Origin of the sequence: Streptomyces malaysiensis subsp. malaysiensis (genome assembly GCF_040653035.1) — a bacterium.
In the GTDB taxonomy this organism is placed as follows: domain Bacteria; phylum Actinomycetota; class Actinomycetes; order Streptomycetales; family Streptomycetaceae; genus Streptomyces; species Streptomyces malaysiensis.
Map to the genome: position 1 here is coordinate 342,245 of NZ_JBEZNG010000001.1, position 22,967 is coordinate 365,211.

22 protein-coding genes are annotated in these 22,967 nt (G+C 68.8%); 11 read left to right on the forward strand and 11 right to left on the reverse strand.

What is annotated here, in order from left to right; genetic code table 11:
- The first annotated feature begins 58 nt into the window (after positions 1 to 58).
- Entirely contained in the window at positions 59 to 727 is a 669-nt protein-coding gene (locus tag AB0E24_RS01485) for a lytic polysaccharide monooxygenase auxiliary activity family 9 protein (protein ID WP_359374304.1), read from the forward strand.
- A 159-nt stretch (positions 728 to 886) separates the two neighbouring features.
- Here the strand turns inward: AB0E24_RS01485 and AB0E24_RS46175 are convergent, their stop codons facing one another.
- Entirely contained in the window at positions 887 to 1,306 is a 420-nt protein-coding gene (locus AB0E24_RS46175) for a phospholipase D-like domain-containing protein (protein WP_518524785.1), read from the reverse strand.
- Here AB0E24_RS46175 and AB0E24_RS01490 point away from each other — a divergent pair.
- A complete protein-coding gene (locus AB0E24_RS01490; protein ID WP_359374307.1) occupies positions 1,214 to 1,417 on the forward strand; it encodes a hypothetical protein in 204 nt (67 codons plus the stop codon). The genes AB0E24_RS46175 and AB0E24_RS01490 overlap by 93 nt on opposite strands.
- A 79-nt stretch (positions 1,418 to 1,496) precedes the next feature.
- Positions 1,497 to 2,828: an SRA domain-containing endonuclease gene (locus AB0E24_RS01495; RefSeq protein WP_359374310.1), complete on the forward strand. Its 1,332-nt coding sequence runs from the start codon at positions 1,497 to 1,499 to the stop codon at positions 2,826 to 2,828.
- An 11-nt stretch (positions 2,829 to 2,839) separates the two neighbouring features.
- Here the strand turns inward: AB0E24_RS01495 and AB0E24_RS01500 are convergent, their stop codons facing one another.
- Positions 2,840 to 3,889, reverse strand: a complete 1,050-nt coding sequence (locus tag AB0E24_RS01500) for a beta family protein (protein ID WP_359374312.1) — start codon at positions 3,887 to 3,889, stop codon at positions 2,840 to 2,842.
- 195 nt (positions 3,890 to 4,084) lie between these two features.
- Between AB0E24_RS01500 and AB0E24_RS01505 the strand changes: the two genes are divergently transcribed.
- From AB0E24_RS01505 to AB0E24_RS01515, 3 genes are all read left to right on the forward strand, one after another.
- A complete protein-coding gene (locus tag AB0E24_RS01505) occupies positions 4,085 to 5,986 on the forward strand; it encodes a DNA/RNA helicase domain-containing protein (RefSeq protein WP_359374313.1) in 1,902 nt (633 codons plus the stop codon).
- 342 nt (positions 5,987 to 6,328) lie between these two features.
- Complete coding sequence (locus AB0E24_RS01510) at positions 6,329 to 6,529, forward strand: hypothetical protein (RefSeq protein WP_100806183.1); 201 nt, start codon at positions 6,329 to 6,331, stop codon at positions 6,527 to 6,529.
- Between the two features lie 202 nt (positions 6,530 to 6,731).
- Positions 6,732 to 8,621, forward strand: a complete 1,890-nt coding sequence (locus AB0E24_RS01515) for a DUF2075 domain-containing protein (RefSeq protein WP_100806184.1) — start codon at positions 6,732 to 6,734, stop codon at positions 8,619 to 8,621.
- Positions 8,622 to 8,827: 206 nt separating this feature from the next.
- On the opposite strand, the gene AB0E24_RS01520 is transcribed toward AB0E24_RS01515, so the two are convergent.
- The 3 genes from AB0E24_RS01520 to AB0E24_RS01530 form a co-directional block, all read right to left on the reverse strand.
- Complete coding sequence (locus AB0E24_RS01520) at positions 8,828 to 9,292, reverse strand: hypothetical protein (protein ID WP_359374317.1); 465 nt, start codon at positions 9,290 to 9,292, stop codon at positions 8,828 to 8,830.
- A 97-nt stretch (positions 9,293 to 9,389) separates the two neighbouring features.
- On the reverse strand, positions 9,390 to 9,785 hold the full coding sequence (locus tag AB0E24_RS01525) for a DUF427 domain-containing protein (protein ID WP_232639741.1): 396 nt from the start codon (positions 9,783 to 9,785) through the stop codon (positions 9,390 to 9,392).
- A gap of 153 nt (positions 9,786 to 9,938) precedes the next feature.
- On the reverse strand, positions 9,939 to 10,601 hold the full coding sequence (locus tag AB0E24_RS01530; protein WP_359374319.1) for a MarR family winged helix-turn-helix transcriptional regulator: 663 nt from the start codon (positions 10,599 to 10,601) through the stop codon (positions 9,939 to 9,941).
- 173 nt (positions 10,602 to 10,774) lie between these two features.
- Between AB0E24_RS01530 and AB0E24_RS01535 the strand changes: the two genes are divergently transcribed.
- On the forward strand, positions 10,775 to 13,147 hold the full coding sequence (locus AB0E24_RS01535; protein ID WP_359374322.1) for an MFS transporter: 2,373 nt from the start codon (positions 10,775 to 10,777) through the stop codon (positions 13,145 to 13,147).
- 90 nt (positions 13,148 to 13,237) lie between these two features.
- On the opposite strand, the gene AB0E24_RS01540 is transcribed toward AB0E24_RS01535, so the two are convergent.
- The 4 genes from AB0E24_RS01540 to AB0E24_RS01555 all read right to left on the reverse strand — a co-directional run bounded on the left by AB0E24_RS01540 (position 13,238) and on the right by AB0E24_RS01555 (position 16,974).
- Positions 13,238 to 13,474, reverse strand: coding sequence for a hypothetical protein (locus AB0E24_RS01540; protein WP_069873253.1), 237 nt, complete (start codon positions 13,472 to 13,474; stop codon positions 13,238 to 13,240).
- Between the two features lie 40 nt (positions 13,475 to 13,514).
- Positions 13,515 to 14,837 carry an MFS transporter gene (locus tag AB0E24_RS01545; RefSeq protein ID WP_359374325.1) on the reverse strand — a complete coding sequence of 441 codons (1,323 nt, stop codon included), beginning with the start codon at positions 14,835 to 14,837 and terminating at the stop codon, positions 13,515 to 13,517.
- A 189-nt stretch (positions 14,838 to 15,026) separates the two neighbouring features.
- Positions 15,027 to 15,539 (reverse strand): GNAT family N-acetyltransferase, encoded by a 513-nt coding sequence (locus tag AB0E24_RS01550; protein ID WP_069873249.1) that lies wholly within the window; start codon positions 15,537 to 15,539, stop codon positions 15,027 to 15,029.
- 316 nt (positions 15,540 to 15,855) lie between these two features.
- Positions 15,856 to 16,974, reverse strand: coding sequence for a ferritin-like domain-containing protein (locus tag AB0E24_RS01555; RefSeq protein WP_100806189.1), 1,119 nt, complete (start codon positions 16,972 to 16,974; stop codon positions 15,856 to 15,858).
- 190 nt (positions 16,975 to 17,164) lie between these two features.
- Here AB0E24_RS01555 and AB0E24_RS01560 point away from each other — a divergent pair, with 190 nt between their 5' ends.
- The 4 genes from AB0E24_RS01560 (at position 17,165) to AB0E24_RS01575 (ending at position 20,842) form a co-directional block, all read left to right on the forward strand.
- Entirely contained in the window at positions 17,165 to 18,094 is a 930-nt protein-coding gene (locus AB0E24_RS01560) for an AurF N-oxygenase family protein (RefSeq protein ID WP_173963213.1), read from the forward strand.
- A 123-nt stretch (positions 18,095 to 18,217) separates the two neighbouring features.
- A complete protein-coding gene (locus tag AB0E24_RS01565) occupies positions 18,218 to 19,063 on the forward strand; it encodes a TetR/AcrR family transcriptional regulator (RefSeq protein ID WP_232564711.1) in 846 nt (281 codons plus the stop codon).
- 124 nt (positions 19,064 to 19,187) lie between these two features.
- Entirely contained in the window at positions 19,188 to 19,454 is a 267-nt protein-coding gene (locus AB0E24_RS01570; protein ID WP_167503329.1) for a DUF8847 domain-containing protein, read from the forward strand.
- Positions 19,455 to 19,600: 146 nt separating this feature from the next.
- The gene (locus AB0E24_RS01575; protein ID WP_359374332.1) at positions 19,601 to 20,842 is read left to right on the forward strand and encodes a C40 family peptidase; all 1,242 of its coding nucleotides are present in this window, start codon (positions 19,601 to 19,603) and stop codon (positions 20,840 to 20,842) included.
- 21 nt (positions 20,843 to 20,863) lie between these two features.
- On the opposite strand, the gene AB0E24_RS01580 is transcribed toward AB0E24_RS01575, so the two are convergent.
- Complete coding sequence (locus tag AB0E24_RS01580) at positions 20,864 to 22,246, reverse strand: styrene monooxygenase/indole monooxygenase family protein (protein WP_359374334.1); 1,383 nt, start codon at positions 22,244 to 22,246, stop codon at positions 20,864 to 20,866.
- A 77-nt stretch (positions 22,247 to 22,323) separates the two neighbouring features.
- Complete coding sequence (locus tag AB0E24_RS01585; RefSeq protein ID WP_069873237.1) at positions 22,324 to 22,965, reverse strand: GTP-binding protein; 642 nt, start codon at positions 22,963 to 22,965, stop codon at positions 22,324 to 22,326.
- Positions 22,966 to 22,967: the final 2 nt, after the last annotated feature.

Genomic DNA, 22,967 nt, shown 5'->3' on the forward strand with positions numbered 1-22,967 from the left:
GCTCCCATGCACTTCCACCGCCCCACTCTCCCCCAAGGACGATGAAGGAAGATCGCGAATGATTTGTCATGAACGCGGCAATTCCTTACGTTGGGCATCTCGCGCCGTCGGTCTGCTGGCCGCGGCGCTGCTGTGTCTGATCCCGTGGTCCACCGCCGCGAGCGCCCATGGCTCGGTCGTCGACCCCGCGTCCCGCAATTACGGTTGCTGGCTGCGCTGGGGTGACGACTTCCAGAACCCCAAGATGGCGCAGAAGGACCCCATGTGCTGGCAGGCATGGCAGGACGACCCCAACGCCATGTGGAACTGGAACGGGCTGTACCGCAACGGCTCCGCCGGTAACTTCCCGGCGGTGATCCCGGACGGGCAACTGTGCAGCGGTGGCCACACCGAGGGCGGCCGCTACAACTCGCTGGACACGCCCGGCGCCTGGCAGACGACGAACATCGGCAGCAAGTTCACCGTCAAGCTGTACGACCAGGCCAGCCACGGCGCGGACTACTTCAAGGTGTATGTGAGCCGCCAGGGGTACGACCCCACCTCCCAGCCGCTGAAGTGGAGTGACCTGCAACTGGTCACCACGACCGGCAAGTACGGCCCCAGCCAGAACTACTCGATCGACGTCAGCACCTCCGGCTACACCGGCCGCCACGTCGTCTACACGATCTGGCAGGCGTCGCACATGGACCAGACGTACTTCCTGTGCAGTGACGTGAACTTCAGCTGAGCCGTAGCCCCGCGACCTCAGGCTTCCACACCCGGCGCCCCGCTGGACGTACCCCATCCAGCGGGGCGCCCCGCGGAGCTCCGGCCCTCAGTCGGTGCTAGCCGCCCCGACCGGACCTACCGGCGTCCCGGTCGTCTTCTACTAAAGGTTGGGACTTTTTCAAGACACCTCAGCCACAGGGCCATGTACCGCTACCGCCGAAGCATTCAAGGAATGGCAGCGGCTGGCCGCGCGCAGCTGGCCGAGGGGAGCCACCGGCTGGCCTGGGCGCGGCTGACGTTTGCCGCGTCGGCGTACCACAGATGCCGTTTCACACGACGCGGGGTCCGTGAAGCGCATCATCAGGTCCGTCGGCCCCGTGTTCGCCAGGAGGTTGAGCGATCCGTGCCAGAGAACCGAGCTGTCGAGAATCAGGACCTTCTCGTGCATGCGTTCCCGGAAGTCCACTTCACAACCGACTGACCGGAGCTCGTCGATGCGCTGCTGATGACGCTGGGCAGCCGTATCGTCGCGCTGTTCCTCAGCAGCTCGGGTATGGACGACGACCTTGACGCCGTCGGCGACGCGTCGGCCCGGCAGAACGGACCATTTACGGACCGGTTGCGGGTCGAGGAACGGGCAGTAGAGCTCGATGCTGCCGACCGCTCCAGCAGCCCGCGGCCGCATGTGATCACGACGTGGAGCGCCTGATGACTAGGAGACCGTGTGTCAGCGGCGTGCCGTAACCTCCAAATCCTGCTCAACAGGCTGGCCAACTCGGAGGGTGTCTATGAACGCTTGGCTCCTCACCTGCAACCAAGACGTGTTCGATCTGGCCTCATTCCGTCAGGACGGGCATGAGCTTCAATCGTGGAGTGTGGTGCGTTACAGAAGGGAGTTGGCAGACGGCGACCGGTTCGTCATGTGGATTACGGGGTCCAAAGGCGGTCTCATCGGCCGCGGTCGATTCACCGGGCCTCCGACACAGCAGGCATCCTCACCGGACGAGTACTGGCAGGAGGATCCAGGGCAACGCTGGTACGCCCCACTCGTCATGGATGAGTGGCTCGACGAGCCGGTCCCTCGAAGCGAGTTCACCGAGGATCCACGGTTCCTGGGAACCTCGCCATTTCGGATGCTCTTCGCCGGAAATCCCCACCGCCTGAGCGATGACCAGTGGGAAGCCTTCAACAAAGCGTTCGAGCAGCGACGTACTCCTGGATCGCCCAATTGGGAGCTGCGGCCCGGTGACACGATCCCGCGCGGGGACCTCCACGGCCTCTACGGAGGCAGCCGAGTCGGGGACATCAGCACATGCACGGAGTCCGGGAACGTTCTCCTCTTCGCCAGCCCACACACCAATCACAGACGGGGTTGCCCTAACGGGTGGGCGGAGGACGGGACCTTCCACTACATCGGTGAAGGCTCGGACGGCGATCAAGACTTCGCGAGCACGAACAACACGGCGATCCGTGACCACACGCAAGAGGGCCTGGCGCTGCGCCTCTTCGACGGAGACGGCGATGTGGTCCGCTACGTCGGGGAGTTCGCCGTGGATCCCTCGGCTCCGTACGACTACGCAGACGTCCCGAAGCTCGGCGGCGGATCGACCCGACGGGTCATCCGATTCCATCTCCTGCCAGTAGGTATCGCTTCGCAACCGGCCAGCGTGCCCGTGGGCTGTGAGTACCGAGTCGCGGACGACACTGTCGAGCCGGCCGCCGCCGGCCCCAGCCCAGTGAACGCAGACCTCGCCACGAGGAACCTCAAGGCGCACCGAAGACTGCAGAACGATCTGGCGGCTGCTGCCAGGGAGCGGGGCATGACGGTCCTCTCACCCAGCGCAGCTGATCCGGACTTCGATCTCGCCTGGCGCAGAGGAGACGATGACCTCGTCGTATGTGAGGTCAAGTCTCTGACGAGAACCAATGAGGCGCGACAGCTGCGCCTTGGCGTGGGGCAGCTTCTCGATTACTACGATCTGCTTCGGACTCGAACCGCGAATGTGCGGGCGGTCCTCTGGGTGGAGCACGAACCCAGCGATTCTCGTTGGCTCGGGATATGTCACCGAGCGGGGATCGAGCTCGCTTGGCCAGGCCGAGAGGGTGACATCCTCGTATAGGAGGCGGCGGTTCATGGTCGCCCGAGGGTCTCCAAGTTGGCCGAAACCACGGCGAGATGGTGTGAGGTCGCGCAGGCTCGCCACTCTGTACCACCACCGGCCTTGGGCCGTCGTCGATCAGCGCAGTCGAGGAGCCGGGCGTCTCCCCACGAGGTCTGCGCACCAGTCGATGGCCAGTAGGGAGAGGCGACGAGATCTTGACTCAGGGTGAAGAAGTCATCGTTGCCGGAGCGGATCCTCGGGTAGACGAAGACCTGCCAGTCACCTCTGGTCGTGTAGCGCATGTTCGGGTCTGGCGTCCCCTTGGACTTCACGGGCATGCGCGGGTGCGTGACGCCGAAGTCCCCGAAATCCGGCGGCTCGCCATCCCATCGGTTGATCACCTGCTGCCACAGCTGTGCATCCAACCGTGGCACAGGTGTCGCCTGGCCACGGGGGAAGCCGCTGAGATTGACGGGGAACGCGCCTGCAGCGACACACTTCTCTCGCCAACGCCACGGGGAAAGCAACCTCAATGCTTCCAGAAGGCACACCATGGCGCTATCCCGACCGGGGATGGACCGTACGGGTCCGGCATCTATGAGGAGGTCGATCTCCTCGGGCTCCACCTTTAATCTCCGTAGCAGCGCTCGGATTTGCCCTTCGTCCGGGACGGGGTCGCTTGAGTCCGCGGCCACCGTGATGCGAAGACACGCCCCGCCCTGGTGCCCCGCCACCGCGCTCGCCGCCTCGGCCATCACGTCGTCGGTATCGGTGCACCGAACGACCGGACACATGGTGACGCCCCTGAGACCAAGCGACTCGCTCGCTCGGGCCATCGGACCGCCAATGTCGCCTTGTAGTACCTGAACCACTGGTAGGGCACCACAGTCAACGGTGAGGACCATGCCATTCGGCACGGCGTCCATGGCGTGGTCGCAGAAGGTCTCCAAGATGTCCCTGAGGTCCGGATCGGGGACGATCTCCATCACCGGACGGATGTGGGCTCGAAGCTCAGGCGTGGCGTGCTCAAGGGCCATGAACTCGCCCGCTTTGCCCTTGAGTATCGGTACGTATGCCACGGCCGCCCCCAGGCGCCGCTGCGCACGCCGAGCCAGTCGACATTTCGGGCGCTTCCGACAGCGTGACCCACCCATGCAGGTGTAGGTAGAGGCCGAATCAGCCAGTGGCTCATATTCTCGGTACGCCCATGACTCGGAAGCTACGCAAAGGGGCTGAGTGTCCAGCTCCGACGGTCGCTGGTATAGATCATGGGTATGCATATTTTCGGAGGAACGGTGGCGCAGGCCGCGGCAAGGGTGGCCAACCCTGACTTCATCAGAGAGTGCGTCCACCGCTACTCCACCGCTCATGGACGCTCCCCAGGCGAAGCCGAACTACGCAGCTGGGAGAAGAGCTGGCCGGCGCTGCTCCAGGTCTTGTCCACAGCGGGGTTGGGGGATCTCCACCTTTTGCTGGAGTATGAGCTCCCGGGCACCAGTCAGCGAATTGACGCCCTGCTTCTCGGCCGCCGCCCCGAGAGTGATGAGCTGGTCGCGCTGGTCGTCGAGCTCAAGCAGTGGACCTACGCCTCGCCGCACGAGGCGTGCCGAGGAATGCTCAAGGTCGGCGGCAGGGATGTTCTACACCCGGCCCGCCAAGTCGGCGGCTACGTGCGTTACCTCATCGACTGGGTGCCCTCCGAACTAAAGCTGGATGTCAGCGGCATCGCCTATCTCCACGCAGCGAGCCCGGATCTGATAAGCGGGCTGCGTGAGCACGGGGGCTCGGGCCCGAGCGCCGCCTATCCCGTACTGGGTGCCCATGACCTCCCCTTGGACACTGATCCAGATGTGCTGGCTGAACGCCTCCGGTGCACAGATCTACGCCCTGCGCCCCCGGAGCGGATCGATGAATTCCTGAAGGCTCGCCACCGCCCTTCCCCGCAGCTGCTCACCCGGTTCGCCAACGTCATCCATGGCAGTGAAACGTTCCGCCTCCTCGGGGAACAGGACAAGGCGCGTCAAGAGATCCTTCACGCCGTCGAGACCGCCCAACCAGGCCGTCGCGGACACATCGTCGTCGTCACGGGCGGCCCCGGCACGGGAAAGACAGCCATCGCGACACGGGTCCTCGCTGATCTGTGCCGCGCGTCCGACGCCAACCCACGCCTGTTCTCTCCCTCTGGGACTCTCACGCAGCAACTCAACCGCGCGGTCGGAGACTCTGCGAAGGGCCTGATCGCCACCTGGACCAGGGGCCAGCCCAGCGGACTGAAAAAGGACACAAGCATCGTCCTCCTCGACGAGGCACACCGCGCGCGCACCGACCTCGGACGGCGCAGCGCCCGTTTCCCCTACCCACAGCCGTTCACCCAGCTGATGGAACGCTGCGCCGTCTTCGTCCTCTTCCTCGATGAAGGCCAGATCGTCCGCCCTGGCGAGGGCACCACCGTGGACGAGCTGCGCCGAATGGCCAGCGACTACGGCTACGGTTTCGCCGAGGTCGGGCTCGACGCCCAGTTCCGATGCGGTGGCTCGCGGACCTATCTGGACTGGATCGATGCCCTTTTCGCGCCTGGGGCACACGCGCCACGCTGGTGTGGCAACGATTACGACGTCGCGTGCGCTGAAAATCCCGCCCAGCTCGAACAGTGGGTCCACGGTCACCTCCGCCACGAACACAGCGCGCGGGTCACGGCAGGATACTGCTGGTCCTGGCAGTCCCCTCCCGTCCCGCCGCTGCTACCAGAAGTCTCGATTCCTTGGCATGACGCCGCTGGAGAGCACGTGTGGGAGCGGCCGTGGAACGCCCGGGCCGATGGCGTCCTCGCGGGGGAAGGGGTCCCCGGACGCGCCTTCTGGGCCACGGACGGCGGAGGGCACCAGCAGGTCGGATGCGTCTACACCGCTCAGGGCATGGAGTACGACTACGGCGCAGTCATTCTGGGGGAGGACATCATCTGGACTGACCGCGGGTGGCAGGCACAGCCCGAAAAGAGCCACGACTCAGAGCTCAAGGGACTGAGCCCCGACGAATACCTGCGCTACGCACTGAACACGTACCGCGTCCTCGCAACACGAGGCACACGAGGCACACGCCTCTACTCCACGCATCCCGCGACCCAGGCATTCCTCCGGACCGTACTCCCAGGCCCCAGCGGTGATGAAGGCCACTGATCAGTCTCCAGAACTTTCTTGTCGCGATCAGGCCGACTACGTAAACTTTCGAAAGATCATCGGCCACGACAAGGCTTCCGGGTCCGACTCGGACATCGCCTTCCCGCCTACATGTGGAGCACATACGTGCCTTCTTCTTTCACCGACGGCAATACGGCAGCCAGGGTTCGGCACCGTCGGTCATCATCGTTCGCACAGCAGACAGGCCACAGGAGTGGCGCGGCGTCGCCGATTCGCCCCCTCCTCCGTTCCGCCTGATCCCACCTCTCGACCTCATGCCCGCGCCCGGGACTGCGGGGAAACGGTCCTCCCGCTGCGCCGGCCGGGCCCGAAAGGACTGCTGTGCTTTCCACGCCCATTCTCGTCACCGTGTGTGTCGCCTCGATGGCGGCGGTGATTTGTTGCGCCTTCGTCTGCACCACCTTCGGCAAGATCGCTGCCGCCGCGCTCCGGGGCAGCCGTTCGGCCGACCGCCCACAGATCATCCAGGCCCTGGGCACGGCCTTTCGTCATTTTCTGCGGCCGTGGTGGCGGCGCAGGTAGACCTTCCACCCAAGGGGCAGGGGGCGTATCGAGCACGCCCTCTGCCCACGATGGCGGAGAGAAGCATCGTGACAGAGCTACAGTTGATACCGATTTTCCTGCGGCCCGCCGGGCTTCCGGTTCTGACGGGCTCCCCCCGTACAGGATGTGAAGGACACGCCCCCACCCGCTCCAGCGATCGTGTGCTGTCTGGGGGCCCTTCTTGTTGATCCGTGAATCCGTTGCATCGGCCGCCGCCGAGATCCAGTCGGGAGCACTGTACTTCCATCTGGAGGACAAGTTCGTTCATGCGCACGGACATCGGCCCTCCTACGCCGAACGCCGATCGTGGGAACACTCTCTTCCCGCTCTGGTGAACGCGGTGATGGAGGCTGGTCTCGGCGAGGTCGAGGTGATGCTGGAGTACACGCTGCCGCTCACCAGCCAGCGTGCCGACGCCATACTCGCTGGCGTTCATCCGAAGACCGGTGAACCTTCCTACGTAGTCGTGGAACTGAAGCAGTGGACCGAGGCTCATCCGGACGAGGAAGCCCCACGCCTCTGCCACGTCGACGGAATGCGCTCCCGCGCGATGCTGAATCCCATCGAGCAGGTCCGGGCGTACTGCGACTACCTGGCCCGGTTCAACGGGGCTTTGGACAAGCGGGAACACCAGATTGTCGGCGTGGCCTATTTGCACAACGCCACGGAGTTCGGAGCCGGAGCGTTGGACATTGCCGGACAGAGCCCGCGCGGCCGGTTCTTCACCGGGGACAAGCGAGGCAAGTTCATCGAGTTTCTTCAGGCGCACCTCGCGCCGGAGTCCGGCGCTCTCTCCGCCGACGCCTTCCAGGCAGGGAAGAGCAAGCCGTCCACGCAGCTCGTCAATGTCGCAGCTCAGGAGATCCGCGATCGGGAGCAGTTCCGGCTGCTCGATGAGCAGCAGGTCGCATACGAACTCGTACTCAAAGCCGTTCGGAACTCGCGGCAGGCCGACAACAAGGAAGTCCTTGTCGTCACCGGTGGGCCAGGGAGCGGGAAGAGCGTCATCGCACTGTCTCTTCTCGGAGAGCTGTACCGGCAGGGTCGGTCCGCGTTGCATGCCACCGGTTCGGCTTCGTTCACCAAAACGATGCGGAAGGTCGCGGGGACTCGCAAGCGGGAGGTCCAAGATCTCTTCAAGTACTTCAACAGCTTCATGACCGCCGAACCCAACGGTCTCGACGTGCTGGTCTGCGACGAGGCTCACCGGATGCGCCAGACATCGGCCAACCGCTACACCCGAGCCGCCGACCGCACCGGCAAGCGCCAGGTTGAAGAGCTGATCGACGCGGCCCGCGTGCCGGTGTTCCTCCTCGACGAGCACCAGGTCGTACGCCCCGGCGAGATGGGCTCTCTGCACGAGATCGAAGAGGCGGCGGCGGCCAAGGGGCTACGGGTGACCACAGTGCCCCTTGACGGACAGTTCCGTTGCGGCGGCAGTGACGCCTATCTGCAGTGGGTGGTCCGGCTGCTCGGTCTGGAAGAGGGAGGCCCGACCGTCTGGGAGCCCGACTCCAAGATGGAACTCATGGTGGCGGAGAGCCCTGAGGCGATGGAGAACTTCCTCGAAGGTCAGCGCGCTCAGGGGTATGGCGCCCGCATGTCCGCCGGGTACTGCTGGAAGTGGACCACCAAGGTCGCACCGGGCCAGTCGCTCCCGGCGGATGTCGTCATCGGTGACTGGGCCCGGCCATGGAATGTCTACGGGGATCGAGCGGTGGCCGGTGCGCCTCCGGCCGCGCTGTGGGCCACGGACCCGGCCGGCTTCGGGCAGGTCGGCTGTGTCTATACCGCGCAGGGCTTCGAGTACGACTGGAGTGGCGTCATCATGGGGCCGGACCTCGTGTGGCGCGATGGCCGCTGGGTGGCCGACCATGCCGCGTCGAAGGACCCGGTGTTCAAGAAATCCACTCCGTATGAGGACGTGGACCGGCTGATCCGCAATACGTACAAGGTACTGCTCACCCGGGGCATGAAAGGCACCGTGATCTACTCCACGGACGCCGAGACACGTGCCAAGTTGCGCGAACTCGTCCAGGCCGAGGCCAGGACCCCGGAGCCGGTGGGCTGAGGTGGTCCGACCTGCTTCCGGGGCCCGCCGGGCTGCGGGCCGGCCTCATCGCGCCACGGTGATCCGTCCCTCCGCGTCCACGAACACGCCCTGTGCGCACAACTCGGCGACGTCCGCTTCCAATGCGGCACGGATGTCCTGGCCCAGGCGTCGCCAGCCGAAGAAGGATGGCCTCGCCTGTCCCCTGACTGTGTCGGACGACGCGATCACGGGGTGAGGGGACAGCGAAGGTCCGGCAGCCAGTGGTTGGGGGTGCAGGTCACCAGGGCCAGGGAGAGGAAAGACGTGCGGCCCAGGTAGAAGCCGAACGAGACGTCCGTGCCGTGGGTCAAGCGGGCGGTGGCTGTGGTGACCAGGCGGGCCAGGCGGGCGGTGTCGGCTTCCTGGTGGGAGAGGAAGCCGGGGGCGTGTTCGGTCAGTTCGCGGCCCAGCCAGGCCGCCGCGTCCTTGGGTTCTTCGAAGGTGGCGCGGATGAGGGTGCGGGACTTCAGCAGCCAGAGGGACGTTTCCAGCGGGGGGAGCTCCGAGCGGCGGAACGTTTCCAGGAGCGTGCGGTAGTGCTCCTCGTCCTCCGCCGTGACGGGCAGGCGGGGGCGGTCGGGCAGGCGGCGTCGGGCCTCCCGGTCGAACAGCTCCTTCTCGCCCAGCCACGAGTACGCGTGGATGTGCACGCGTCAGGGGTTCCCCCCGAGGGTCTCCCGGAAGGCCACTGATGGGGTGATGGGTGGGTGATTTGGGTGAGTGATCCCTTGGTGGTCGGCTGTCGCGTTACTCCGATATCTCGATCTTCGCCACCGAGTCGTAGAACGACAGATGGTCCTTGATCTCCGCCACCGTCTCGATCGGCTGCGGGTATGCCCACACCACGTCCGGCCGGGGCTCCGCCTCGTCGCCCGCCGCTCCGCGGTAGGTCCAGTACGCGGCCTCGCCCTTGAAGGGGCAGGTGGTGTGGGAATCAGTCGGTTCGAAGAGGGTCAGGTCCACGTCCTCCGGGGGGAGGTAGTAGCGGACCGGCAGACCGGTCTCGTGGACCAGCAGGGGGTGCGTCGACTCGGCGACGACACGGCCGTCGATCGTGACCGTGACGTGCTGGGAGCCGCGCTCCACATCGACGCGGTGTCCGCCGGTGCCGGTGGTCGGCGGGTGGGAAGCGGGGGTGGGCATCTCTTCCTTGCCTCCTCGGTGTGCGGGTGCATGCCGGTGCATGCGGGCGTTCAGCTGTGCGGGTCTGCGGTTCCGGGGCCCTCGGGCTCCCTCGGTTTCCCGGTGTGACAGACGTCATCTCTCCTGTCTGTCGCAACGCTCCCGGTGGCGGCGTCATTCCGCGTCGTGCGTCTCCCGGGGCCAGGCCCGGCCCTCCTGGCGTTCCACCTCGCGGTTGAAGCGGGTGAGGACGTCCTCCAAGCGGATCACATCCTCCGGGCTCCACGACTCCAGCAGCCGGGACAGGCCGGTCTGCCTGCACGTCCGCTCCGCCGCCATGCGGTCCGCGCCCTGCGAGGTGACGCGGAGCTTGCGGGCCAGGCCGCCGTCGGGGTCCGGAATGCGTTCGACGAGGCCGGCCCGGAGCAGGGCGCCGGTCTGGCGGTTGACCGTCGATACGTCCAGCTGGAGCGCGTCCGCCAGCTGGCCGATCGACATCGCGCCCTCCGCGTCCAGGCGGGAGAGGAGCAGATAGCCGGAGCGGTCCAGGCGGGCGGGGGTGGTGGCGCAGGGGTCGGGGCCGGGTTCGCCGCGAGACTCGGTTCCGGACTCGGTCCGGGACTCGGTCCGAGGTTCGGCGCGGGCGTCACCGCGAGACTCTGCGCGGGTCTCCTTGCGGAGGTCCGGGCCGGTGTCCCGCTTCGCGGTGGGCTGCTCGGACTCGGCGGTCTGGGGGTCCGTCGCCTGGCAGCCCTTCCGTTCGCGGGGTGTCAGGACTGAGCACCTGGCCACCAGCATCAGCTCGCGTTCCAGTCGCTCCAGCCGTCGATCGAGCACGATTCCTCCTCGCCTCCCCCGCGCCCATCAATGGAAGTGTGCACGATACACACCATGTGTAGGATGCACACCTCTCATCGTTTCTTATCGTTCCACTCATCGCTCGACTCTCGAAATCCCTTGGAGGCGGCATTCGCATGCCCCAGTCAGCCCCACCTCGCGCCGCGGAACATATGAGCGTCGCGCCGTCCGGCATGCCGCTCCCGCGGGAGGTCGGTGGTGGCTTCGTGGCGGTGCTCGCGTTCTGCGGTATCGCCGTATCCGTGATGCAGACGCTGGTCGTTCCGCTGGTCGCGGAGCTGCCCCAGCTGCTGCGCACCACCAGTTCCAATGCGTCCTGGGTGGTCACCGCCACCCTGCTCGCCGGTGCGGTCTCCACCCCCGTCATGGGGCGGCTCGGGGATATGTTCGGCAAGCGCCGGATGTTGATGGTCGCGCTGGCGCTGATGGTCATCGGCTCGCTGACCTGCGCCGTCACCTCGGATCTGGTGGTGATGGTGGTCGGCCGGGCCATCCAGGGCGGGGCCATGGGGGCCATCCCGCTCGGCATCAGCATCATGCGGGACGAGCTTCCGCCGCATAAGCTCGGCTCGGCCATGGCTCTGATGAGCTCGTCGCTGGGCATCGGCGGCGCGCTGGGGCTGCCCGCCGCCGCGTTCGTGGCGCAGCACACCAACTGGCACGCGCTCTTCTACGGGGCCGCGGGGCTGGGCGCGATATCGATAGCCCTGGTGCTCAGCGTCATCCCGGAGTCCTCCGTCCGTACCCCCAGCCGCTTCGACGCCATCGGCGCGCTCGGGCTGACGGCCGGTCTCGTCTGTCTGCTGCTGCCCATCACCAAGGGCGGCGACTGGGGCTGGACGAGCGGCACCACGCTCGGGCTGTTCGGCGCGGCCGTGGTGATCCTGCTGCTGTGGGGCGTCTTCGAGCTGCGCACCGCGGAGCCGCTGGTCGACCTGCGGACCACGGCACGGCGGCAGGTGCTGCTGACCAACCTCGCCTCGATCATGGTCGGCTTCTCGTTCTACGCGATGTCGCTGATCCTTCCGCAGCTGCTCCAGCTCCCGGAGGCCACGGGTTACGGCCTGGGCCAGTCGATGGTCATGGCGGGGCTCTACTTCGCCCCGATGGGCGTGGCCATGATGCTGGTCTCTCCGCTGTCCGCACGCATCAACGCCGCCCGCGGGCCGAAGGTCTCGCTGGTCATCGGGCTGATCGTGATCGGCGCGACATACGGTGCGGGCCTGGTGATGATCGACCACATCTGGCAGATCGTGGTGCTCTCCACCGCGCTCGGCATCGGTATCGGCATCGCGTACTCCGCCATGCCCACGCTCATCGTCAGCTCCGTTCCGGCCGCCGAGACGGGTGCGGCGAACGGGCTCAACACCCTGATGCGGTCCATCGGCATGTCCACCTCCAGCGCGGTGGTCGGGGTGATCCTGGCGCACCAGACCATCGACTTCGGCGGGGCGGCCCTGCCGAGCAAGGACGGATTCAAGATCTCCTTCCTGGTGGCGTGCGCTGCCTCGGTCGGCGGTCTGCTGATCGCCCTGTTCCTGCCCGCGCGGCGGCGCGCCGTGCGGGCCCCCATCGCCACCTCGGTTCCCGCGGCTCAGTCCGCTCCAGTGGCTGATTCCGCTCCTGCGGTCGACCTCGTTCCGGTTGGCGTCCCGGCCGCCGTTGCCGCCTCGCCTTCGGCGGCGGTGGCGACGGTCGAGGGGGGCGCGGGGGGCGCGGAGTACGCCGAGGTCGCGGACGACGTGCCCGTCCTCACCGGCAGCGCCATCCACGGCCGTGTCCTCGGCCCCGGCGACACCCCGCTCGCCGACGCCGCCATCACCCTCATCGACACCGGCGGCCGTCAGCTCGGCCGTACGGTCACCGGCCGCGACGGCCGGTACCATCTGCCCGCCCCCGACACCGCGAGCGTCGTCCTCATCGGTTCGGCCGCCGGATACCAGCCGCAGGCGGCCACGCTGCTGGTGTCGGACCTGCCGGTCGTCTGCGATCTGCGGCTGTCCGGCGGGGGCGGGCTGACCGGATCCGTACGGGCCGTGGGCGGCGAGCCGCTGGCCGGTGCGACCGCCACGGCCACCGGGCCCGACGGCGATGTGGCCGGGTCCGCGACCGCCGACGAGAAGGGCGAGTTCGCGCTGCCCGAGCTGGCCCCGGGGACGTACGCCCTGACCGTGGCCGCCGCCGGGCACCGGCCGTACGCCACCCAGGTGCGGCTCACCGCGGGTGAGCCGGTGCACGTGGACGCCGAACTGCGGGCCGCGGCCCGGGTCGGGGGCACCGTACGGGACCGGGGCGGCCGGCCGCTCGGGGATGCCCGGGTCTCGCTGCTGGACGCGTCCGGTGATGTGGTCGGGCAGGTCGTCACCGGTCCGGACGGGTCCTTCGGCTTCGAGGCCCTCACCGGCGATCACTACACGGTGGTGGCCAGCGGCTACGCCCCCGCGACCCGGCAGATCACGGTCGGCGGCGCGGCGGGGCCCGAGCGGCGGGATGTGGACTTCCTGCTGGGTCACGGCGAGGAGTGAGACGGAGTCTTTAGCTGCCGCGCACGCAGCGGTAGCACGCTCGTCGGAGGTTCGGAGCCATGGAGCAGCGCCCCCGGGCGCTGCTCCTTCTCATTCGTCCTCCTCGGGGAGGCTCTCCCACGCTTCGCCCTTGCGGTACAGCTCGAAGCCCTCCTCGTCCGCGATGGACTCCGCCTGGGAACGGCTGCGGAGGGAGATCTCATATGTGTGGCTGTCAACGGTCGCGTGAACGCCCGAGCCGTCGGTGACCGTCTCGATGGAATGCGTCTCGTAGATGACGCGTCCCGGCTCACACTTGCTCCAGACCACGTGCATGCTCACTGCCATCGGACCCACTCCCGCAGACGAGTCCCCTGGTTTCAGGGTCTCACCTGATCGCCTGGTCCACATGGCCTGAAGTGGCCCCTGTGGCGCCCGTGGCCCCTCTGTCGCCCGTGGCGCCCGTGGCTCCCGGCTCCCCCGTCCGGCCGGGAGCGGCGGCGGTCCCCCGTCTGCCGAAGAGCGCCACGTTCGCCAGGGCGAGCACCACCAGCGCGCCGCCGAACCACATCACGCCGGCGACCGCCATCCCGTCCGCCGCCCGGCCGCCGAGCAGCGCGCCCAGCGATATCGCCACGTTGAAGGCCCCGACGTACAGCGCCGACGCCGCCTCCCGTGCGTCCGGTGCCGCGTGCAGCACCCAGGTCTGGCAGGTCACCGACACCCCGCCGTACGCCAGGCCCCACACCAGCAGCAGCACGGCCGCCCCGGCCGTCGTGGCACCGGCGACCGGGATCAGCAGCTCGGCCGCCGCCAGCAGGGTGAAGATGACCATGAGGGTGCGGCGGGGGTCGCGGTGGGCGGTGGTGCCGGCCAGGAAGTTCCCGGCGATGCCCGCCACGCCGTACGCCAGCAGCAGGGTGCTGATCAGGCCCGTCCCGACCTCGGCCACGTCCTCGAGCACCGGGCGGACGTATGTGTACGCGCCGAAGTGGCCGGTGACCAGCAGCAGGGTGGTGATGAGGCCGATCCGCAGCCGGACGTTGCGGAACAGCGCCGGCACCTCGCGCAGCCGGATGGTCCCGGTCGCGGGCAGCGGCGGCAGGGTGACGGCCATGGCGGCGGCCACGGTCAGCGACAGGGCGGCCATGGCGGCGAACGCGACCCGCCAGTGGAGCAGATCGCCGATGAGCGTCCCGATCGGCACCCCGAGCACCGAGGCCACCGCGATACCGCTGAAGATCAGCGTGGTGGCGTGGCCCGCGGACCGCTCGGGGACCAGCCGCACCGCGAGCCCGCCCGCGATGGACCACACCCCGCCGATGCTCACCCCGAGCAGCACCCGGGCGGCCAGCAGCACGGCGAAGCCGGGCGCGAGCGCGGACAGCAGATTGGCGACGGCCAGCAGCCCCATCAGACCGCACAGCACCGGCCGCCGGTCGAAGCGGCCGACGGTGACGGTGAGCAGCGGGGCGGCGAGCGCGGCGACCAGACCGGGCACGGTCATGGTCAGCCCCGCCGTACCGTCCGAGACCCGGAGCGCGGAGCCCATCGAGGTGAGCAGGCCGACCGGCAGCATTTCGGTGGTGACCACGGAGAAGGTGCCGACCGCGACGGCGACGACGGCGAGCCAGGCCCTGAGCGGCGAGCGCACCGCGGGAGGTGACCCGGATGCGCCTGCCGGAGCGGTGGATTCCGTGCTATTGGCCATGTCCTAAGCGAACAGCTGTACCCCTGCGGGAACAACGCCCACGTTTTCAGCCATACATGAGCGAGGCTCATCAATACCGAGAGGGCGGCCACGCCGCTTCGCGGTTCCGCCCCGGTGCCGTGCCCGGTGCCGTGCCCCGGTGCCGTGCCCCGAAGCACGTGGCCGCCCCCTCCCGCCTCGGCGTATCGGCTACGGCACATCCCTGCGCATGCACACCCGTGGCCAGCGGGCCAGCCCATGACCGGCCTCGCAGCGCCGGATCTCGCGCAGGCCGGGGGTGAGCTCGGCCTCGGTCAGGGTCCGGAAGCCGCACCGTGCGGCGTAGTACGGGGCGTTCCAGGCCACGTCCACGAAGGTGGTCAGGGTGAGCGCGGGCACGCCGTCGTCGGCGGCCCGTGCCGCGATGTGGTCGATCAGGGCCCGTCCCACGCCTCGGCGGGCGCTGTCGGGGTGGACCGAGATCTGCTCGATATGGATGTTTCCGTCGACGGGGTCGGTGATCAGGTACGCCATCGCCCGGTCGGCCTCGTCCACCGCGACCCAGGCCCGTCCGGCCCGCTGGTAGCGGCTCAGCTCCTCCAGGCTCAGTGGCTCGTCATCGGCGACCTCGTCCATTCCGATGTCCCGGAAGCAGAGTCCGGCGGCGCGCTCTATGTCCTGGAGGACGGGGAGTTCTTCACTGGTGCTCGTTCGAATCCGCACCCCACCATCATCCTCCGGAACGGAGGAACAAAGGTGTGCCCCCCACCGCCGTGGAGGGCACCCTTCGGCCGTTCCTTCATATGAACGCATATGAACACCACCGGACCGAGGTCACCCCAATGACCTCGGCTTCTCCGCTGGTGATGATCAAGAACTTACCAAGGTCCGCCCCTGGGGGCGAGGTTGAGGGGGTGTCATATTCGTCGGCACACCCCGGCCCCTCCGTCCTTACGCCTCGACCGCCACGCCCTCACGTCTCGGCCGCCATGTCCTTACGCCTCGACCGCCAGGTCTTACGCCTCGACCGCCCGGGTCCTTACGCCTCCGCCTCGGCCGCCGCGCCCTCCGCGATCGCCTCCTCGACCTCGCCCGTGCGCTCCGCCTCCTCCGTCGCGAAGCGCCGTCGGTCCAGCTGCTCGGCCAGCTCCTCGTCCTGGTTCATCAGCTGGTCGAGGTTGCTGTCGCCCAGTTCCAGCACGCCCATGTCGACATACGCCCGCTGGAGCCGCTCGCCCCACAGCCCGATGTCCTTCACACAGGGCACGATCCGGCTGAACAGCAGCTTGCGGAACATATGCAGGAACGGCGACTGCTCGCAGTACTCCTCGGCCTCGGCCTTCGGGATGCCGAAGTTCTCCAGGACCTCCACCCCGCGCAGCCGGTCGCGCATCAAGTAGCAGCCCTCGATGACGAATTCCTCGCGTTCGCGCAGCTCCGCGTCGCTCAGCTGCCGGTAGTAGTCGCGCAGCGCCATCCGGCCGAAGGCGACATGGCGGGCCTCGTCCTGCATGACGTAGGCGAGGATCTGCTGGGGCAGCGGCTTGTCGGTGGTGTCGCGGATGAGGCCGAACGCGGCGAGCGCGAGGCCCTCGATGAGCACCTGCATGCCCAGATAGGCCATGTCCCAGCGGGAGTCGCGGAGGGTGTCGCCGAGGAGGGTCCGCAGATCGGTGTTGATGGGGTAGAACGTGCCCAGCTTGTCGTGCAGGAAGCGGCCGTAGAGCTCGGCGTGGCGGGCCTCGTCCATGGTCTGGGTCGCGGAGTAGAACTTCGCGTCGAGGTCGGGCGCGGACTCCACGATCCGGGCCGCGCACACCATCGCGCCCTGTTCGCCGTGGAGGAACTGGCTGAACTGCCAGGCGGCGACGTGATGCCGCAGCTCGCCCTTGTCCCGGTCGGTCATCCGGTCCCAGTGGCGGGTGCCGTGGAGGGCGAGGGACTCATCGGGGGTGCCCAGCGGATCGTACGGGTCCACATCCAGGCCCCAGTCGATCCGCTTGACCGCGTCCCACTGCTTGTCCTTGCCCTTCTGGTAGAGGGCGAGCAACCGGGCCCGGTGGTCGTCGTACTCCCAGCTGAATCGGGCGGCGCCGCCGGCGGGCACCTGCCACAGGGGGTCCCCGGGATCCATCGCGTAGAGCTCTTGCGTCGACACCGACGCCTCCTTCGCCTCGCTCCCCCGTGAACGGATGCGTACTCGGCAGGCTCACACGTCCTTTACCAGCGGTCAATAAGACCTCCCCAAGGGATTGACGCCCTTGCTGACACGGAGTCTCATAAACTGTATCCGCCGGTAACCCTTCCCACCGGCGTCTGTCCGAGCCATCAGTGAGGTGCCCTCAGCGATGACCACCACGACCGAACCGCCCGCGCTCCGGGACGCGCTCGGGCTGATCAAGGACCGCGAACGGGTCGCCGAGCGGCTGCTCCAGTCCTCCGCCAAGCACTCCTTCGACCCCGACACCGAACTGGACTGGGACGCGCCGTTCGAGCCCGGCAAGTGGTTCTGGCCACCGGAGCTGGTCTCGCTCTACGACACCCCCATGTGGCGCCGGATGTCCGAGGAGCAGCGGCTGCTGCTGTCCCAGCACGAGGCGGCGGCCCTCGCCTCGCTGGGCATATGGTTCGAGATCATCCTGATCCAACTGCTCACCCGGCATATCTACGACAAGCCCGCGACCAGCGCCCATGTGCGGTACGCGCTCACCGAGATCGCCGATGAGTGCCGCCACTCCAAGATGTTCGCGCGGCTGATCGCCAAGGGCGGCACCCCGGCGTATCCGGTCGCCCGGCTCCACCACAATCTGGGCCGGTTCTTCAAGACGGTCTCCACCACACCCGGTTCCTTCACCGCGACCCTCCTCGGCGAGGAGATCCTGGACTGGATGCAGCGGCTCACCTTCCCCGACGAGCGCGTTCAGCCGCTGGTGCGCGGGGTGACCCGGATCCATGTGGTCGAGGAGGCCCGCCATGTGCGGTACGCGCGCGAGGAACTGCGCCGCCAGATGCTGCGGGCGCCGCGCTGGGAGGCGGAGCTGACCCGGATCGGATCGGGCGAGTTCTCCCGTATCTTCTCGCAGGCGTTCATCAACCCCAAGGTCTACACGGACGTGGGGCTCGACCGGCGCGCGGCCGTCGCTCAAGTGCGGGCCAGCGCCCACCGGCGCGAGGTGATGCGCAGCGGCGCCCGCAAGCTGACCGAATTCCTCGACGACGTCGGGGTGATGCGGGGCGTGGGCCGCCGACTGTGGAAGAGCTCGGGGCTGCTGGCCTGAGCGCCCCGCCGGAGCCCCGCCGTCGCTCATCAGGGAGGGCATCGGGCCGGGGCCCGAGGGGGTATTCGGTCCGAATCGAAGGGGGCATCCGCTTCGTCACCATGGCCGGTTACGCTGCCAGACATGACGACAGGCAGCGGCACCGCTTCGGCGCCCCCGGAGGCGACACCCCCGGCGGCGGCGAGCGCCGCCGCCCGCCCGGCGGCGGAACCCCCGCCCGCCGCACGCCCTCCGGGCACCGCGGGCCCACCGGCCGCGCGGCGGGGGAGCTACCGCAGGCTGAGCGTCGAGGCGCGGCGCGCCGAACTCCTCACCGCCGCCCTCGGCCTCTTCGCCCATCGCGTGCCCGAGGATGTGTCGCTGGACGATGTGGCCGCGGCCGCCGGCGCCTCCCGGCCGCTGGTCTACCGCTACTTCCCGGGCGGTAAGCAGCAGTTGTACGAGGCGGCGCTGCGCAGCGCCGCCGATGAGCTGGAACGGTGCTTCGAGGAGCCCAGAAGCGGTCCGCTCAGCGGCCGGCTGAGCCGGGTGCTGGACCGCTATCTGGCCTTCGTGGACGAGCATGACGCGGGGTTCAGCGCGCTGTTGCAGAGCGGCAGCGTGGTCGAGACCTCGCGGACGAACGCGATCGTCGACGAGGTGCGGCGGACGGCGGCCGAGGAGATCCTGCTCCATCTGGCGGTCAAGGAGCCCGGTGTACGGCTGCGGATGATGGTCCGCACCTGGATCACGGCCGTCGAGGCGGCCTCGTTGATCTGGCTGGACGAGGAGAAGCAGCCGCCGGTGGAGGAGCTGCGCGACTGGCTCGTGGACCACTTCGTCGCGCTGCTGACCGCCACCGCGACCACGGATCCGCAGGCGGCGCGGGTGATCCGGGCAGCGCTCGTGATCGAGCCCGCCGAGGGCCCGGTCGGGCGACTGGCCCGCCGCGTGGTGCCCGCTCTGGGCGAGGCGTCGCATCTGCTGTGACGGGTGCGGCCGATGAGCGCTGTGACGGGTGCGGCCGGTGAGATGTGCGGGCGTGAGGTGTGGCGGCTGTGCGGCGTACGGCCGGTGACCGACGTGGCGCGGGCGATGCTGTGAGACTGGTGCGGTGAGAAGCGAGGAGACGCCCTTCGTGGGCGGGCCGATGGACGGCCGGGTGCTGCGGGTGCTGGTCGGCCCCACGGGCCAGCCGCCGAAGACCTACGAGGTGCCGGTGGAGGACGAGGCGGGCGGACCGCCGACGGTGTACGTCTACCGCCGCGTTCCCGCCGCGACGTCCAAGCGGCTGGGCCTGATCCGGGGCTGGGCCTACGCATACGACCCGGAGGGAAAGCCGGGCGGCGGGCTGAAGTGGCCGTGGTCCAAGCCGAGCTGATGGTCCAAGCCGGGCCCACGGCCCGCCGGACGAGTGACCGTATTCGTCCGACTCGCCCACAATTCTCCTGAAGATACGAACGTCATGCCACGATCCCTGCTGAGCTGGACGCCGAACAGAGGCGTCACGGAACCGGAGGTGATCACGTGTCAGGACGGATCGTGGGCTCGGTCTGCGCGGCGGCGATCACCGCGGCCGCAGCCCTCGTACCCGCCGTTCCGGCGGCCACGGCGTCGGCCGCCCCCTCCCGCCCCGCCGACCGGTCCGTCTCCCAGCTGCTGACGCAGCTCAAGACGCTGTACCGGAAGGCCGAGGAGGCGACGGAGGCGTACAACGGGACCGAGGAGAAGCTGCGCAAGCAGCGCACCAGGACCAGGGAACTCGCCGCCGAGCTCGTCCAGGCCCGTACGCGGCTCGCCGACAGCCACGACGACGCGGGGCGGCTGGCCCGGCAGCAGTACCAGGGCCACAGCGCGCTCTCCTCCTACGGCTTTCTGCTGACCCTGCTCACCCCCCATCCGGAGGACGCCGCCGACGAGGCGCGTGAGCTGGAGCGGGCGGCCGGTCGCGAGGCGGCCCTGATCCAGCGGCTGACCAGGGGCGAGCGACGCGCCGACACCGTCGCCACCCGGGCCAGGAGCGCGCTGGACAAACAGCTGTCGCTGGCGGTGAAGCGAAAGAAACAGCAGGACAAGGTGAAGAAGCAGCTGCGCTCCATCGAGAAGCTGCTCGCCGAGCTGAGCACCCGGCAGATCGCCCAGGTGGCGCAGCGCGAGCGCGAGGAGACCGCGAAGGCGCAGCGCAAACTGCTCGCCTCCGGAGCGCTCGGCACCGCGAACGGCGCCTCACCGGGCGCCGCGCCCCCGTCCCCCACCCCGGGCAACGGCGCGGGCACCGGCGCCACCAAGCCCCCCGGCGGCGGCCGGGACACCCCGGCGGCGGGCACCCCCGCCCCGATGGCCACCGTCACCGCGCCCCGCCCCCGCCCGTCCGCCGCCGGCCCCAAAACGGCATCCGCGGAGGCCGGGAAGCGGGCGCTCGCCTACGCCCTGGACCAGATCGGCAAGCCGTACGTCTGGGGCGCCGAGGGGCCGAACTCCTTCGACTGCTCGGGGCTGACCTCCTCCGCATGGGCGTACGCCGGGCGGGTCATCCCGCGCACCAGCCAGGAGCAGTGGCGCCAGCTGCCCCGGGTGCCGCTCGACAAGCTGCGCCCCGGCGATCTGGTGATCTACTACAAGGGGGCCAGCCATGTGGCGATGTACGCGGGCGACGGCCAGGTGGTCCAGGCACCGCGCCCCGGCCAGCGGGTGAAGCTCTCCCCGCTCGCCTCCAATCCGCTGCACGGCGCGGTGCGCCCGGGTCGGGCCGTGGTGCCCAAGCGCTGACGGCCCCGGGGCCGACCGGAGTCAGCGGACGGACCGGATGGCCTCGGCCCCGCCGTCGATCCCCGCCCCGTCGTCGGCCTCGGCCCCGGTCTCGGCCCCGTCGTCGGCCTCGGCTTCGCTCTCGGCTTCGGCCGCTGCCGCGGCGGCCGCCGCCTCGGCCTCTTCCCTGACCTCGTCCAGATAGGCGGCCGTCTTCTCCGGCTCGTAGAAGAAGTGCTCGAAGTCGGAGGGGTCGTCGAAGCCGTTGGCGATGCGGTGGGCGACGGCGGGGAAGGTGGTCCCCGCCGCCAGGAGGTTCACGATGTGCTCGGGCGGCGGGGCCAGCATGGTGTTGGTCCACTTGGTGACGTGCCGCGCGCTCTGCCAGTAGCGGTCGAAGGTCGTCCGCATCCACTCCTCGTCGAACGGCCGGTCGCCGTGCTCGACGATGCTCGCCAGATAGGTGGCGGCGCATTTGGCCGCGGAGTTGGAGCCCTGGCCGGTGATCGGGTCGTTGGCGACCACCACATCGGCGACGCCCAGGACCAGCCCGCCGCCCGGCAGCCGCCCGATCGGGTGGCGTACGGTCGGCGCGTACCGCCCGGACAGGGTGCCGCCCGCATCGGTCAGCTCGACCTTGGTGGCGCGCGCGTACTCCCAGGGCGTGAACCACTCCATGAGCTCCAGGACGCGCTCCAGATGCTCCGAGGGGTCGGTGATGCCCCGGAAGACATCGACCGGGCCGCCCGGGACGCCCTCCCAGAAGAGGATGTCGGCGCGGCCGGTGGTGGTGAGCGCGGGCATCACGAAGAGTTCGCCGACGCCGGGCACGAGATTGCAGCGCACCGCGTCGAAGTCGGGGTGCTCGGGGCGCGGGCCGAGGCCGTGCACATAGGCGACCGCGAGGGCGCGCCGCGGGGTGTCGTACGGGGAGCGGGCGGCGTCCCGGTCGAAGAGCGAGACCAGTTCGCCCTTGCCCGCGGCCACCAGCGCCAGGTCGTACTTCCGGTCGAGGACGTCCAGGTCGGAGACGGCGGCGCCATGGATGACCACCTGGCCGCCGCGCTGTTCGAACGTCTCCATCCAGCCGGCCATCTTGATCCGCTGGTCGACGTTCTGGGCATGGCCGTGGAGCCGGCCGACCCAGTCGACGACCCGCGGATGGCCCCCGGGAGTCGGCGGCCCGGCGACGGAGAGCCCAAGGCCCTCGACCCGCGGCGCCAGCTCGTCCCAGAAGTTGAGCGCCAGATCGCGCTCATGGCCCAGCGCGGTGCGGAACATGCACTGGGTGGACATCACCCGGCCGCCGCGGATCTCATCAGCCGTCCGGTTGGACATCAGCGTGATCTCGTAGCCCTTGGACTGGAGGCCGAGAGCGAGTTGGAGACCGGACTGGCCGGCGCCCACGATGAGTATCTTCCGCATGGCTGTCGACTCTCCCTCAGGCTCGGGCCAAAAGCGGGAACGGGCCATTCCATTCCGCGGGAGGAGCCGAGGTTACGTCACTCGGGTGACACGGCAACAGCGTGCCTCACCAGCGACAGCAGCGCGTCCACGACCGAGATCCGGCGCCGGGCGTCCATCATCACCACGGGCACCGAGGAGGCCACCGAGAGCGCGTCACGCACGTCCTCGGGCTGGTAGACCGGGGTCCCCTCGAAGTGGTTGACCGCCACCACATACGGCAGACCGAGGCTTTCGAAGTAGTCCAGCGCCGGGAAGCTCTCGTCCAGGCGCCGGGTGTCGACCATCACCACGGCGCCGATGGCCCCGCGCATCAGGTCGTCCCACATGAACCAGAAGCGCTGCTGACCGGGGGTGCCGAAGAGATACAGGACCAGATCGTTCTCCAGCGTGATCCGGCCGAAGTCCATCGCGACGGTGGTGGTCAGCTTCTCGGGCGTCGCCTCGAGATCGTCCACACTCTCGCTGGCCCGCGTCATCAGCGCCTCGGTCTGGAGCGGAGTGATCTCCGAAACCGCGCCGACGAAGGTCGTCTTGCCGACCCCGAAGCCTCCCGCTATCACTATCTTGGTGGCGATCGGAGCGCGGGAGCGGTCCGTCTGCCACCTCTGGAGCACCTCCTCGGCCCCGGGTATCCCGGCCCGGGGTATCTCCGACGTCGCCGGCGGTGTCGCCGTCATCG